The 13,444-nt window shown below is 71.1% G+C and carries 12 protein-coding genes and 1 tRNA gene; 7 read left to right on the top strand and 6 right to left on the bottom strand.

Going from position 1 to position 13,444, the window contains the following annotated elements; all coding sequences use genetic code 11:
- The first annotated feature begins 17 nt into the window (after positions 1-17).
- Complete coding sequence (locus B9G49_RS02670) at positions 18-2,387, top strand: ATP-dependent DNA helicase (RefSeq protein WP_086215333.1); 2,370 nt, start codon at positions 18-20, stop codon at positions 2,385-2,387.
- A 116-nt stretch (positions 2,388-2,503) separates the two neighbouring features.
- Entirely contained in the window at positions 2,504-2,656 is a 153-nt protein-coding gene (locus B9G49_RS16630; RefSeq protein WP_167373063.1) for a hypothetical protein, read from the top strand.
- A 69-nt stretch (positions 2,657-2,725) separates the two neighbouring features.
- Here the strand turns inward: B9G49_RS16630 and B9G49_RS02665 are convergent, their stop codons facing one another.
- The 3 genes from B9G49_RS02665 to B9G49_RS02655 form a co-directional block, all read right to left on the bottom strand.
- Positions 2,726-3,901: a Xaa-Pro peptidase family protein gene (locus B9G49_RS02665; RefSeq protein ID WP_086215332.1), complete on the bottom strand. Its 1,176-nt coding sequence runs from the start codon at positions 3,899-3,901 to the stop codon at positions 2,726-2,728.
- Positions 3,902-3,976: 75 nt separating this feature from the next.
- A complete protein-coding gene (locus tag B9G49_RS02660; RefSeq protein ID WP_049929975.1) occupies positions 3,977-4,588 on the bottom strand; it encodes a translation initiation factor IF-2 subunit beta in 612 nt (203 codons plus the stop codon).
- A gap of 96 nt (positions 4,589-4,684) precedes the next feature.
- Positions 4,685-4,759, bottom strand: a tRNA-Met gene (locus B9G49_RS02655).
- A 381-nt stretch (positions 4,760-5,140) separates the two neighbouring features.
- On the opposite strand from B9G49_RS02655, the gene B9G49_RS02650 reads away from it, so the two are divergent.
- A complete protein-coding gene (locus tag B9G49_RS02650; protein ID WP_086215331.1) occupies positions 5,141-6,757 on the top strand; it encodes a long-chain-fatty-acid--CoA ligase in 1,617 nt (538 codons plus the stop codon).
- A gap of 39 nt (positions 6,758-6,796) precedes the next feature.
- Here the strand turns inward: B9G49_RS02650 and B9G49_RS02645 are convergent, their stop codons facing one another.
- A complete protein-coding gene (locus B9G49_RS02645) occupies positions 6,797-7,168 on the bottom strand; it encodes a DUF5779 family protein (RefSeq protein WP_086215330.1) in 372 nt (123 codons plus the stop codon).
- A gap of 112 nt (positions 7,169-7,280) precedes the next feature.
- Between B9G49_RS02645 and B9G49_RS02640 the strand changes: the two genes are divergently transcribed.
- From B9G49_RS02640 to B9G49_RS02625, 4 genes are all read left to right on the top strand, one after another.
- Positions 7,281-7,958 carry a thioredoxin domain-containing protein gene (locus tag B9G49_RS02640; protein WP_086215329.1) on the top strand — a complete coding sequence of 226 codons (678 nt, stop codon included), beginning with the start codon at positions 7,281-7,283 and terminating at the stop codon, positions 7,956-7,958.
- A gap of 102 nt (positions 7,959-8,060) precedes the next feature.
- On the top strand, positions 8,061-9,398 hold the full coding sequence (locus tag B9G49_RS02635; RefSeq protein ID WP_233125147.1) for an MFS transporter: 1,338 nt from the start codon (positions 8,061-8,063) through the stop codon (positions 9,396-9,398).
- 178 nt (positions 9,399-9,576) lie between these two features.
- Positions 9,577-10,350: a prephenate dehydrogenase gene (locus B9G49_RS02630; protein ID WP_086215328.1), complete on the top strand. Its 774-nt coding sequence runs from the start codon at positions 9,577-9,579 to the stop codon at positions 10,348-10,350.
- 25 nt (positions 10,351-10,375) lie between these two features.
- The gene (locus tag B9G49_RS02625; RefSeq protein ID WP_086215327.1) at positions 10,376-11,842 is read left to right on the top strand and encodes a small ribosomal subunit Rsm22 family protein; all 1,467 of its coding nucleotides are present in this window, start codon (positions 10,376-10,378) and stop codon (positions 11,840-11,842) included.
- A 61-nt stretch (positions 11,843-11,903) separates the two neighbouring features.
- On the opposite strand, the gene B9G49_RS02620 is transcribed toward B9G49_RS02625, so the two are convergent.
- Both B9G49_RS02620 and B9G49_RS02615 read right to left on the bottom strand, forming a co-directional pair.
- Positions 11,904-12,632, bottom strand: a complete 729-nt coding sequence (locus tag B9G49_RS02620) for an SOS response-associated peptidase (protein ID WP_086215326.1) — start codon at positions 12,630-12,632, stop codon at positions 11,904-11,906.
- A gap of 25 nt (positions 12,633-12,657) precedes the next feature.
- A complete protein-coding gene (locus B9G49_RS02615) occupies positions 12,658-13,371 on the bottom strand; it encodes a glycerophosphodiester phosphodiesterase (protein WP_086215325.1) in 714 nt (237 codons plus the stop codon).
- Positions 13,372-13,444 lie beyond the last annotated feature (73 nt).

The following is a 13,444-nucleotide window of genomic DNA, read 5'->3' as shown; positions in this document are numbered from 1 at the left end:
GTGCGTAACTCGCCTCCGTGACCGACTCGCCCCCGTGGGCCGACCTCTTCGGCCATCCCGAACCGTACCCCGAGCAGGCCGACGGCATCGACGCCGCCGTCGACGCCGCCGCGGACGGCGGCTTCCTCGCCCTCGAAGGCGCCTGCGGGACGGGGAAGACGATGCTCGCGCTCACCGCCGGGCTCGACCGCGTCCGCGACCCCGACTCCGACTTCGAGCGGGTCTTCGTCCTCACCAGCGTCAAACAGCAGCTGCGCCAGTTCGAGACGGATCTGCGGGCGGTTAACGAGAACCTCCCGAGCGACTACGACCCCGTCTCTGGTCTCACCCTCGTCGGGAAGGCCGACGTCTGTCCGTACGCCCGCGAGAACCGCGGCGGGGTCGACCGCGAGAACGTGTACGAGCGCTGCGAGGGGCTCCGCGAGCGGACCCGGAACCTCGTCGGCGACGGTGGCGCGACGACGACCGCGAACCTCGTGAGCGAGGCGCGGAGCCAGCAGGTGGGACTCATGGACTCGGGGTCGGCGGGACCCGCCGGCGGGACTGCCGCCGCCGACTCGGGCGCGCCCGACGCCGACTACCTCTCCGTCGACGGCGAGCCGACGCCGTATCGCCCCGACACGGAGGAGTACGACGACGTGGAGTTCTGCCCGTTCTACGCCGGCTTCCTCGACGACCTGCCGGAGGACGGCGAGCCCGCCGAGGCGGTCCCGTTCGACGTGACCGGGCTCGGCCACGTCGACGCCGACGAACTCGTCCGGCTCGCGGCGGGCCACGGCTCGTGTCCGCACTCGATCATGGGCGCGCTCGTCCCCGAGGTCGAGGTCGTCATCGGCAACTACTATCACGCGTTCGATCCGGTGACGACGGGGACGTTCACCGGCGCGCTCCTCGACGACTCGACGTTCGTCGTCTGCGATGAGGCGCACATGCTCGAACCGCGCGTCCGGGACCTCGTGAGCGACGCCGTCGCGGACGCGAGCCTCCGCGACGCCGAGAACGAGCTCACGCGCGTCGTTCAGCCCCTCTCGTTCGAGAGCGCGGGCGCCAAGTCGGACGACGCCGCCCTCGTCCGCGGCGAGCTGGAGGACGCGGACGTGACCGTCGAGGAGATCGAGGCGGTCCGAGAGTTCTACGCCGACCTCCGCGGCGAGCTCGACCGCCGCGTGACCGCGCACCTCGACCGCGAGCGCCCCGACTGGCGGGCGTCGATGCGCGACCTCGACGACGAGGAGATCCCGCTCCGCGACCCCGAGGAGCCGGGCGAAGACGCGATCACCGAGTGGGCCGACGGCGAGGGGTACGGCGAGCGCGTCTGGGCGCGCGCCGAGCAGGTCGGCGCGGTCGTCAAGCGCGTCCTCGACTCGCTCGAAGACGAGGACAAGCAGCGCGCCGCGCCCGGGGTCGGCCGCACCCTCAACGCCTGGTATCGCCAGGGACACACCGACTTCTTCCGCGCGATCGAGCTCGAACGCACGTTCGACGAGACGGAGCCGCCGGACTCGTGGCGGCGCGCGTACAACGCCCGCCTCGCGCTCCACAACTGCCTTCCGAGCGAACCGATCGGCGACCGGCTCGCCGAGTTCGGCGGCGGCGTCCTCATGAGCGCGACGCTGGAGCCGATGGACCTCTTCCGCGAGGTGACCGGACTCGATCACCTGGCCGAGCGCGGCCGCCCGGTCATCGAGCGGACGTACGGCCTCTCGTTCCCCGAGGAGAACCGCGCGAGCCTCGCGGTCGACGCGCCGAAGTTCACCCACCAGAACCGCGGCGCGCCGGGGGAGGAGAACCCGACGCGGCTCGCGCACCTCGACGCGACGGCCGCGGTCGCGCGCCGCGACGGGAACGTCCTCGTCGGCACCCCGAGCTACGCAGAGGCGACGTGGATGGCGGAGTCGCTCTCGGCGCGGCTCGACAAGCCTGTCCTCTTAGACGAGTCCTCCGGCGACCGAGAGACGGAGTCACTGAAGGACGACTTCTTCGCCGGCGACAGCAAGGTGCTGGTGACGAGCCTCCGCGGCACCCTCACGGAGGGCGTCGACTACCGCGGGGACCGGCTCTCGGCGGCCGTCGTCTGCGGCGTCCCGATCATCAACACGGCGCGACCGCAGACGCGGGCGGTAATCACCGCCTACGACTGCCGGTTCGAGTCCGGCTTCGAGACGGCCCTGACGGTGCCCGCCGTCAGAAAGGCGCGGCAGGCGGTCGGCCGCGTCATCCGCGGACCGGACGAGCGAGGCGTCCGCGTCCTCCTCGACGCCCGGTACGCCCGCGACTCGTGGAACGCGGTCAGGGAGTACCTGCCCGATCACGAGCGGGAGGAGTACCAGCCGGTGAGTCCGGACATGCTGGATGTCGCGCTCGACCGGTTCGAGTCGCGCCGGTAGCCGGTGACTAACAGCGCGTTCAATGCGAGTAGGCAGCGCGTTCAATGCGAGTAGGCAGCGCGTTCAATGCGAGTAGGCAGCGCGTAACTACGTCTCCGGGGAACGTGTGTCAACGTATGGAACCACCCTCTCCCGGCGAACTGTACCACGTCGTCTGTCGCGAGTGCCCCTTCGAACGGCTGATCGGAATCGCGGGAGACGCGGACGACTACGGCCGCAACCACGCCGCAGACACCGGTCATCGAGTGGTGATCGACCGGGTCGAGTGAGTTTCGGCTCGCCCGGTCCGACGGTTTCGAGCGGGCCCGGTCACCCCGGCCAAGGCGTTTGAACGACCCTCAGACGACGTTCGAGTCGATGTCGCGCGGGAAGTTCGTGAGTCGCTCCGTTCCCGACTCGGTGATCGCCACCGTGTCCGAGTGTCGGTAGCCGTACTCGTCGGTGTACAGCCCGGGCTCGATCGTGTACACGTGGCCGGGCGCCATCACGGCGTCATCGCTGTCGTAGCGCTCGCCCCAGCCGCGGTCGATGTACGGCGGCTCGTGGGCGCCGAGACCGATGTTGTGGCCGACGTGGTGTTGCGCTAGGTCCGTCACGCCCTGCTCCTCGAAGTACTCCCAGACGACCTCGTCGACCTCGGCGACCGGCACGCCGGGACCCAAGGCGTCGATCGCGAGCGTCTGCGCTTCCAGCATGAGCTCGAAGTAGTGCTCCTGTTCGTCGGTGTAATCGCCGACGAACATCGTCCGTTCTAACTCCGAGCGGTAGCCGTCGACGTTCGCGGTCGCGCCCGTAACGAGCACGTCGCCCTCGGAGAGCCGCTCGTTCGGGGTGTGCCCGTGCGGGAGCGCGGTCTCCTCGCCGGAGATGTAGCCCGCGTGGACCGGCCCGTCGCCGCGGACGCGGACGCTGTAGGCGTCGCCGAGCGCGTCGAGCATAGCGCGCGACGCCTCCGTGGACGCGCGCTGCGAGACGGTCGCCGGGTGCGCGCCCGGTTCGGAGTAGTCGGCGAGGTAGCGGTGGCCGAGGTTCGCCCACTTCGCGGACTCGCGAATCAGGTCGACCTCTGCGTCGGACTTCGCCCAGCGCATCCGGTCGACCCACGCTTGGGCCCTGACGTCGACCGAGTCGGAAAACGCGGGCCCCTCGTACCCCATCACGCCCGGCGGGCCGTCGGCGTCGGCGGCTATCGTCTCGGCGCCGAGGTCGCGCAGCATCTCGACGGCGACCGAGACGGGCTCGCCACCGGGATAGTCGAAGTAGTGGTGGACGGCGTCGATCCGCGGGTTGGGCTCGACGCGCTCGACCTCCAGCCTCGGGACGGTTATCTCGACGCGGTCGTCGGTGACCGCGAGGACGACCGGCCGCTCCGTCTGGATGTGGTGGAAGCCGGTGAGGTACTCTATCGCCGTCGCGCCGACCCACGTCGCGGCGTCGGCGTCGGTGTCGGCGAGCCGGTCTCGGACGGCGGCGAGCCGGTCGTCGAAGGCCGACTCGGGAAGTCGCGTGACCATGGCTCAGGGATGTGCGAACGCGCGCATAAAAAGTCGGGTAGCGGAACGCGAAGTACGGGCGTCTTCGGCGCCGGCTCAGCTCTCGCGGCGAGCGAAGGCGAGGTTGCCGGAGACGTTCTTGATGTAGGCGGTCACAGTCTCGCCCTCCTGCGCGCCGGGGACGAAGATGGTGTACTCGCCGCGCTCGGCGACCCCGTCGCCCTTGCGGCCGGTGCCGACGATCTCGAGCTCGTAGGTGTTGCCCGACTCGACGGCGTCCTCCTGGCGCTGGGTGTCGGAGGTGTTCTGCTTCGCCACCGGTCGGAAGGCCCCGCAGGCCTCACAGCGGAGCATCGGCGTCCGGTTCTCGGTCTCCAGTCGCGTGTCGGGGAGGCCGCACTCCGAGCAGGTGACGAACGACTCGATGTACGAGTCGATCGCGGCCTGGAAGTCGCGCTCGCGGAAGTTCCCGCTGTAGCGCGCGCGGCCGTCCTCGTACTGCCCGGCCGTCCCGAGCTCCTGCTGTATCTTCGAGTGGACGTGTTCGGGGTCGCGGCTCAGCGCGTCGGCGATCGCGGAGAGGTTCGTCAGTCGCGTGAACGCCCCGTCCTTCTGCGTTTCGGGGTCGGGTACCGACAGCCGCTCGTCGGAGCCGCCGAGGTCCGGCACCTCCTCCATCGCGCGGTCGAGGCTCGATTCGTAATCCATACGCGATGGAACGACAGCGCGACGGAAATCGCTTCCGGGTTCGGAGCGGCGGCCCGGAACGGACCCGGTACTAGGAGAGTGGCAGTCGGCCAGAAGTAGCGGGAGGTAGATTTGAACTACCGATCTCCGGGTTATGAGCCCGGCGGAATCTCCTGGCTATCCCATCCCGCTATCGTAGCACAATCGCGTGTGACTGTTAAGGGTTCTGATCCCGCCGCCGGTGTGCGATTCGTCCACGCGTCGATGGCGCGGAGACGCCCCCGCGCCGCCGCCCGAATCGACCGTCCACGCGGCCGGGTTATGCTTCCCTCGTCGTTCTCCGAGGGCGCTGCGACGGTCCTGATCCCCATCCGCAGCGCGGGGACAGCCGCGACGGCGAAGCCAAACGCCACCACCTCCGCGATCGGAACCGCGTCCCCCGCTGACCGCCGGCCCGGCGGACTCGTCGCCCGGTCCGCGCGACTTCGCGGGCGACTGACAAAAGGGTCCCGCGACCGCCCCTCCATTGCGTCGGCCGCAAACAATTTCACACATCATAGATAGTGATAGACGATGTACAAGCCGCTGTTGACGACGGACTTTCTGGACCGGGCGCGACGCCACTACGCCGACGAGGAGGCCGTCCTCGCGGTCGACGGGACGCGGTACACGTACGCCGAACTCGGCGACCGCGCCGACCGCTTCTCCGCCGCGCTTCAGGCGCGCGGGATCGAGAAGGGCGACCGGGTCGCGGTGTTGGACCCGAACACGCACTACCACTTGGAGGCCGCCTACGGCGCGATGCAGGTCGGGGCGATCCACGCCCCGCTGAACTACCGGCTTACGCCGGACGACTTCTCGTACATGCTCTCCGACGCCGGAGTCGACGCCATCTACGCCGACGCCGAGTACGCCCCGAACGTCGAGGCGATCCGCGACGAGGTGCCCACGGAGACGTTCCTCACGAACGACGCCGACGCGGTCGAAGGCGACTGGGAGTCGTTCGACGCGGCGCTCGACGACGCGGACCCGGACGCCTACGAACGGCCGGCAATGGACGAGGACGACGTGATCACGATCAACTACACCTCCGGCACCACCGGCGACCCGAAGGGCGTGTGTCGGACCCACCGGGCCGAGACGCTCCACGCGTACCTCATCTCCATCCATCAGGAAATAACGGACGACGACGTGTACCTCTGGACGCTACCGATGTTCCACGTCAACGGCTGGGGCCACATCTACGCGATCACCGGGGCCGGCGCTCGCCACGTCTGTACCCGCGGGGTCGACGTCGCCGAGACGTTCGACCGGATCCGGAGCGAGGACGTGTCGTACTTCTGTGCGGCGCCGACCGTCCTCAACATGCTCGGCGACCACCACGCCGAACACGGCGGCGCGACGGCCGGCGACAACGACGTGCGGGTCGCCACCGCGGGCGCGGCGCCGCCGGAGGCGACGATCCGCACTGTCGAGGAGGAGTTCGGCTGGGATCTCAAACACGTGTACGGCGCGACCGAGACGGGGCCGCTGATCACCACCTCCGACGCGAAGCGCCACTTCGAGGCGGACTCGGACGACCGCTTCGCCGTGAAGAAGACGCAGGGGATCGGCTACCTCGGCACCGACGTACGCGTCGTCGACGAGAACGGTGAGGACGTGGCCGCGGACGGCGAGACGATCGGCGAGATCGTCGTCCGCGGTAATCAAGTGATGGACCGCTACTGGAACAAGCCCGAGGCCACCGAGGAGGCGTTCTCCGAGCGGTTGGAGGGGTACTACCACATGGGCGATCTGGCCGTCGTCGACGAGGACGGGTTCGTCTCGATACAGGACCGCAAGAAGGACATCATCATCTCCGGCGGGGAGAACATCTCCTCGATCGAACTGGAGGACACACTCTTCGAGCACGACGTCGTCTCCGACGTGGCCGTGATCCCCGCGCCCGACGAGCGGTGGGGCGAGACCCCGAAGGCCTTCGTCGTCCCCGAGGGCGGCGACCCCGACGACGCGGGCGCGACGCCCGAGAAGCTGAAGACGTTCGTCCGCGAGCGCGTCGCGGACTACAAGACGCCGGGCGAGGTGGAGTTCGTCGCCGAACTCCCGACCACCGCGACCGGCAAGATCCAGAAGTACGAACTGCGCGAGCGCGAGTGGGACGAGGAGGACCGGATGGTCGGCGAGGGATAACCGGCGCCTCTCCCGCGGTCGTACGAGAAAAGAAACCGTTCAGACCTCTTCGACGCCTTTTGGCTCTGCTTCGTCGGCGTCGTCCGCTTCGCCGGTCTCCGCCTCGGCGCCGCCGGAGTCGCCCAGTCGGTCCGTGTCGATGCTGACGCCCGGAGGAGTCACCACGAGGAAGCCGCGGAAGTGCATCAGCTCGCCGTCCATCTCCTTCACGTCGCGCGCGAAGGGGGCGGCGAGCTCGTTGAGGTCGCCCTCGATCGACAGCACCAGCGTGTTCCCGTAGTCGACGCTGCGGACCCACTCCTCCGGGTCGGTCGTGCCGTCCAGCACGCCGAGGACGACGTCGCCGGTCGCCGCGAACGCCTCGTCCATCTTCTCCTCGGCGTCCCGCAGGTCGAGGTCCCAGTCGCTCATACGTGGTCGTCGACAGGCGGCGGCAAAAACGTTCGGACGCGCGCCGCGTCTCCGCTCCGAGCCGCCGTCCGGTCGCGGAGTGGTTAAGTACGCACCGACCCCAGCGATAGGCATGGAACGTACGCGGCGGTCCCTGCTCGCGGCCGGGGCCACGGCCGGCGTCGTCGGTGTCGCCGGCTGTCTCGGCGGCGGAGGCGGCGACGGAAACGGCGGCGAACTCAGCCTCGACACGGGGTCGTACGACTGCTCGCTCTCTGAGCCGACGGACCCCAACCTCGACTACCGGCCGACGCTCGGGGACCCGGACGCGGACGTGGTCGTCCGGGCGTTCGAGGACTTCACCTGCGGGCACTGCGCGACGTACAACCTCGACCACTTCCCGACGATCCGCGAGGAGTACGTCGGCCCCGGACGGGTCCGCTACGAGCACTGGGATTTCCCGATCCCGGTCAACGAGCGGTGGGCTGTCCCGGTCGCCAGCGCGGCCCGCGGGGTCGGGGTCCGTCACGACGACGAGGCGTTCTTCGAGTTCGCGAAGGCGGCCTACGAGTCGCAGGGGAACTACAGCGGCGAGGCGCTCGGGGCCGCCGCCGAGACCGCCGGCGCGGACCCTTGTGCGGTGTTGTCCGACGCGGAGTTCTCCACGTACGAGGCGGCTACGCAGGACGACAGGTCGGAGGGCTCGTCGATGGGCGTCGAGGGGACGCCGACGATCTTCGTGAACGGCGAGCCGGTAGAGGGCGGGTACGCCGCCGAGACGGTCGCCGCGGCGATCGACGCCGAACTCTGAGGCGCGTGACGGCCCCGGCCGGACCCGAGTCGTGAGGGGACTCTCCGGCCGATACTCTGCGGAGCGTCGGTCTTTTGCCCGTTCGTCCCGTCGTACCCGCAGATGAGCGACGGCGATTCCTCCGCCGCGACCGCGGCCGGCGGCGACCGCCCGGCCGAGATCGACACCGCCGGAGCTGCGGCCGACGCGACCGACCGCCGCCGGCTCGGCGCGGTCGTCCTCGCGGTGCTGATCTCGCAGGTCCTCCTCTACCCGGGCGTGCCGGACCTCGTGGTCGCGCTCGGCGCCCCGGCCGGCATCGACGCCGGGATGTGGTTCCTCGTCGCGGAGTTCGGCGCGTTCGTGACGTTCGCGGTCGTCTGGGGCGCGCTTTCGGACGCGCTCGGGACGCGAGTTCCGCTGATCGTCACCGGCGCGCTCGGCGGCGCGGCCTCCTACGTCGCGCTCGCGTCGCTGCCGGGACTCGGGCTCGGCTTCGGGGCCGCGCTCCTCGTCAGGGTCGTCGGGGGCGCCCTCACTATCGGCGCGTTCTCGCTGTCGATCACGCTGTTGATGGATCTTCGCGGCGGCAACGGCCGGAACATGGGGACCGCCGGGTTCGCCATCGGCCTCGGTGCCGCGGTCGGCTCCGTCGTCGGCGGTTCGCTCGCTGGCCTCGGCGCGCTGTACCCGGTGTACGCCGGGGCGGTCGTGCTGGCGGCGGCGGGGCTGTTGGCGGCGACGGTCGACGACCGAAGGAGGACCGCGGCCGCGAACAACTTGGGGGCGAGCGACTCGGAGGCGAGCGACTCGGCGAGTGAGACCGACGGGGGCGGCTTCCGGGACGTGCTCGCCCGCGCCCGGACGACGCCCGGCCTCCTCGTCCCGCTTGCGTTCGGCTTCGTCGACCGACTGACGGCGGGCTTTTTCGCTTTGGTCGGCGTCTACTACTTCCAGGACCCGGCGACGTTCGGGCTGTCAGCGGCCGGCGCGGGCGCGACCCTCGCGCTCTTCTTCGTCCCGTTCGCGCTCCTCCAGTCGCCGCTCGGCGCGCTCTCGGACCGGATCGGCCGCTTCCTCCCCGTGGTGGCCGGGTCGCTCGCGTACGGCGTCGCGACGGTCGGCGTCGGCGTCGCGCCTGCGTACCCAATCGCCGCGGCGCTGATGGTCCTCGTCGGCGTCTGCGGCGCCCTGATGGCCCCCGCGACGATGGCCCTCGTCACCGACCTCGTCGAACCGGAGGTGCGGGGCGCGGCGATGGGGCTGTTCAACGTGTTCGGCTCGCTCGGCTTCCTCGCCGGTTTCCTCGTTGGCGGGAGCGCCACGGGCGCGTTCGGGTACACGCCCGCGTTCCTCGCGGTCGGCGGACTGGAACTGGCCATCGCGCTCGCGCTGCTCCCGGCGGTCCGGTCTCTCTCGCCCGGCGCGGGCGTGATCGGTCGACTCGGCGCGGAGGGGTGAGACCGACGCCCCCGGCCCGGAGCGTCGCGTCGGGAGTCCTGCCGAGTCGGATCCCACCGCGCCCCAATCTCCGTCGCGTCCGAGCTTCCGTCGCGTCTAAGCCTCCGGCGCGTCCGATCCCTCGCCCGCTTCGAGGCGAGTCCTTTTAACGGGCGCGTCACCTCCGTTCGCGTAACCGATGGACCTCCTCGTGGTCGGCGCCGGCGAGATCGGTCGCTGGGTCGCCGACACCGTCTCGGCCGACGCCGCGCCGGTCGACGCGACCGTCGCGTTCGCCGACCGCGACCCGGCCGTCGCGGCCGACGCCGCCGCGGACCGCGACGCGAGAGCGGTCGCCGCCGACGGGGACACCGCCCACGACGCCGTCTGCCTCGCGGTGCCGATGTCGGCGGTCCCCGCGGCGGTCGAGGCGTACGCGCCCCGCGCGGAGCGGGCGATCGTCGACGTCTCCGGCGAGATGACCGACGCGCTCGCGGCCATGCGCGAGCACGCCCCCGGCCTCGAACGCGCGAGCTACCACCCGCTGTTTGCCCCGCCGCGCGTTCCGGGGAACGTCGCGGTCGTCGTCGACGAGGGCGGCCCGACGGTCGACGGGCTCACCGACTCGGTCCAGGCGGGGGGCAACGACGTGTTCGAGACGACCGCGGACGAACACGATGCGGCGATGGAGACGGTCCAAGCAGGCGCGCACGCCGCGGTGCTCGCGTGGCGGCTCGCCGCGGACCCGGTCCGCGAGGAGTTCCACACGCCGGTGTCGGCCGCGCTGGAGGAGGTCGCCGACACGGTCACCGAGGGCTCGCCCGCGGTGTACGCGGAGATTCAGCGCGCCTTCGACGGCGCGGACGGGGTGGCCGACGCCGCGGCAGAGATCGCGGCGGCCGACGACGAGGCGTTCGCCGCCCTCTACGAGCGCGCCCGCGGCGACCGCGAGGGGCGAGACCGGCTGGAGTGAGCCGACGCGAAGCAGACGAGAAACCATGATCGACAGAACCGCGGTCCGGAACAACGCGAACTACCTGCGCAACGTCAGACCGATCGACCCCGAGGAGATCGCCGAGTACATCGAGGGGACGCCGCACCCGGCGGTCGTCCGCGAGACGCTCCGCGAGGAGGCGTTCGACCTCCGGCTCCGCGAGCGCGAAGACGGGGCGTTCGTCCCCGTCGAGGAGTCGCCCGTCGACCCACCGGGCTGGGCCCCGGAGGCGCTTCCGGAGGCGTACGCGTTCGCGGTTGAGGACCTGCTCGTCCGCGAGTACGGCGCCAACTGGCACCGCGGCGAGTCCGGCGACGAGCTCCGCGAGCGGGTCCGCCAGCTGAAGACGGACTACCTCTACGAGAACGAGGTCGAGTACGACCGCGTCGCGGCGCTCGGCTACGCGATCTACCACCTCCCCGCGTACTACGCCACGGTCGGCCACGTCCTCGACGACCTGACCGAGAACGGCCTGCTCGACCGGACGCTCCGCGTCCTCGACGTGGGAGCCGGCGTGGGCGGCCCCGCGCTCGGCCTCCACGACTACCTCCCCGACGACGCGATCGTCGAGTACCACGCCGTCGAGCCGAGCGCCGCGACCGACGTGCTCGACCGGCTCTTGGAGGAGACCGGCCGCAACTTCCGGACGACGCTCCACGAGGCGACGGCCGAGGCGTTCCTCGGTCTCGACGAGGGCGAATCGCCCGCCGCAGCGACCGACGACCCCTTCGACATCGTGATATTCGGTAACGTGCTCTCGGAGCTCGCCGACCCGGTCACGGTCGCCGACGCCGCCCTCGACGCGCTCGCGCCCGACGGGAGCCTCGTGGCGTTCGCGCCCGCCGATCGGAACACCGCGGTCGGGCTCCGGCGGGTCGAACGCGCGCTCGTCGCGGGCGACGGGGACGGCGCCGGCCCGGGACGCGACGCCGAAATGTACTCGCCGGCGCTCCGACTGTGGCCCGACGCGGTCCCGAGCGATCCGGGGTGGTCGTTCGACGTGGCCCCGGACCTCGCGGTCCCTCCCTTCCAGCGCCGGCTCGACGAGGCGACGGCGCGCGGCGAGACCGACGAGCCGGGCGAGTTCGTCAACGTCGATGTCCAGTTCGCTTACTCGATACTCCGCCCCGACGGGCGGCGACGGGTCGACATCGAGGCGAGCGCGGAGCGGTGCGCGCGCATGGCCGAGTCCGAGCGCCACGTCACCGACCGGGTGAACCTGCTCGCGGTGAAGCTGAGCCACGACCTGAGCGAGGGGGACAACGCGCTCTACCGTGCCGGCGACGGCTCGCAGGCGACCGACCACTACCTCGTCTGTACCCGCGAGACCGCGCTGAACCGCGACCTCCGCGAGGCCGACTACGGGTCGGTGGTCTTCGTCGAGAACGGGCTCGTCCTCTGGAACGAGGACGAGGGCGCGTACAACGTCGTCGTCGACGACGAGACGGTGGTCGACCTCGTCGCGCCCTGAGCGGTCGCGGGCGCCGGGTCCGACGAGCCGGACCGCTCCGGCTCAGCCGTTGGCGTACGGTTCAGTCGCTGGCCACCGGTTCGATCAGGTCGGGCGCGTCGACGCTCGGCGAGTTCACCCGCGTCGACACCGGGTGCGCGGTGAGGTCGTCGCTCGGGTACGGGTCGAGCAGCGCTGCGGCCTCGTCGGGGCCCTCGTGGAGCCACGTCTCCTCCTCGCCCGCGTCGGGGTCGAGTATCACCGCCATCCGGTGGTGGAGGTCAGCCACGAGGTCGTTCGGCTCGGTGGTGACGATCGAGAACGTCTCGACCGCGTCCGGTTCGTCGCCCGTCTCGCCGCCCTCAGCCCCGCCGCCGAATGCGCCGAGCCCCGTTTGGGTCGTCTCCGGCGTCGGCGGCTCCCACCGCTCGTAGATCCCCGCCATCGCGAACGGGCGGTCGTCGTCGAACGCGACGCGGTAGGGGGTCTTCCCGCCGCCGCGGTCGCCGCCGACCCACTCGTAGAAGCCGTCGGCGGGGACGAGACAGCGCCGGCGCTCGAAGGCGTCGGCGAAGCTCCGCTTCTCCCGCACGGTCTCCGCGCGGGCGTTGATGAGGTCGAACGACTCGTCCGCCCACGACGGGGTCAGCCCCCACTCCATCCGGGTCGTCTTGCCGGGATCCCGGTCCGCGATCACCGGTAGCGACTGCCCGGGCGCGCAGTTGTAGCTCGGCTCACGGTCGCCGAAGTCGGCGTCGAACCGCGCTTCGAGGTCGGCGGTGGGGGTGAAGAGGGTGTAGCGGCCGCACATATCGTCGCGTTGGAGCGGGAGCTACTTAGTCCCGCGACGACCGCCCCGGCTCCGGGAGCAGGTCCCACCGGTCGGCGATGATCCCGTCGACGCCGGCTCCGAGGAGCCGCTCGACCTCGTCGCGGTCTGTCGCGGTCCACGCGTTCACCCGCAGCCCGGCCTCGTGTACCGCATCGACGAACCCCGGCTCGGTCGCGACGTCGATCGGGGGGTGGACCGCGACGCAGCCGAGGTCGGTCGCCGCCTCGACCGCGCGCTCGGCGTCCCCGCCCGCGACGAGCAGCGCGCGCGCAGTCTCGGGGTCGCGGTCCCGCAGCGCCGCGAGCGCCTGAGGGTGAAACGACGAGAACAGTATTTCGTTCGCCGCCCGCCGGGCCGCGTCGAGTGCGTCGCCCGCGACGGCCGGCTCTTTGACCTCGACGTTGACGGTGAGGTCGTCGGGCGCGGCGTCGAGCACGCCGTCGAGCCGCGGGATCGACTCCTCGGAGCCGAGGACCGTCAGTTCGCGGAGTTCGCTCCAGTTGGCATCCGCGACGGGTCCGGACGCGTCGGTCAGTCGGCCGAGATCCGCGTCGTGGACGACGACGAGTTCGCCGCTCGCACACCGTCGCACGTCGAGCTCGACGGCGTCGACGCGCGGTGACGCGCGCTCGATCGCTCCGACCGTGTTCTCCGGGTACTGGTCGGCGCAGGCGCGATGCCCGATCAGCGTGACATCGTCTGGGTCTGTCCGTGTCATCGCGGCGCTCGCGCCTCGCCCTCCCGTCGGTTCGCTCGCTCGATCACGCACGGCCCTCGGGCCCGGACCGTGT

The sequence above is a fragment of the Halorubrum sp. SD683 genome (genome assembly GCF_002135045.1).
Lineage (GTDB): Archaea > Halobacteriota > Halobacteria > Halobacteriales > Haloferacaceae > Halorubrum > Halorubrum ezzemoulense.
Note: the sequence above shows the minus strand (reverse complement) of the source record. Positions and strands in the feature narration are given on the sequence as shown.

Coding starts and splice junctions, on each gene's coding strand:
- B9G49_RS16630 (WP_167373063.1), top strand. CDS start 2,504: ATGGAACCACCCTCTCCCGGCGAACTGTACCACGTCGTCTGTCGCGAG.
- B9G49_RS02665 (WP_086215332.1), bottom strand. CDS start 3,901: ATGGTCACGCGACTTCCCGAGTCGGCCTTCGACGACCGGCTCGCCGCC.
- B9G49_RS02660 (WP_049929975.1), bottom strand. CDS start 4,588: ATGGATTACGAATCGAGCCTCGACCGCGCGATGGAGGAGGTGCCGGAC.
- B9G49_RS02650 (WP_086215331.1), top strand. CDS start 5,141: ATGTACAAGCCGCTGTTGACGACGGACTTTCTGGACCGGGCGCGACGC.
- B9G49_RS02645 (WP_086215330.1), bottom strand. CDS start 7,168: ATGAGCGACTGGGACCTCGACCTGCGGGACGCCGAGGAGAAGATGGAC.
- B9G49_RS02640 (WP_086215329.1), top strand. CDS start 7,281: ATGGAACGTACGCGGCGGTCCCTGCTCGCGGCCGGGGCCACGGCCGGC.
- B9G49_RS02635 (WP_233125147.1), top strand. CDS start 8,061: ATGAGCGACGGCGATTCCTCCGCCGCGACCGCGGCCGGCGGCGACCGC.
- B9G49_RS02630 (WP_086215328.1), top strand. CDS start 9,577: ATGGACCTCCTCGTGGTCGGCGCCGGCGAGATCGGTCGCTGGGTCGCC.
- B9G49_RS02625 (WP_086215327.1), top strand. CDS start 10,376: ATGATCGACAGAACCGCGGTCCGGAACAACGCGAACTACCTGCGCAAC.
- B9G49_RS02620 (WP_086215326.1), bottom strand. CDS start 12,632: ATGTGCGGCCGCTACACCCTCTTCACCCCCACCGCCGACCTCGAAGCG.
- B9G49_RS02615 (WP_086215325.1), bottom strand. CDS start 13,371: ATGACACGGACAGACCCAGACGATGTCACGCTGATCGGGCATCGCGCC.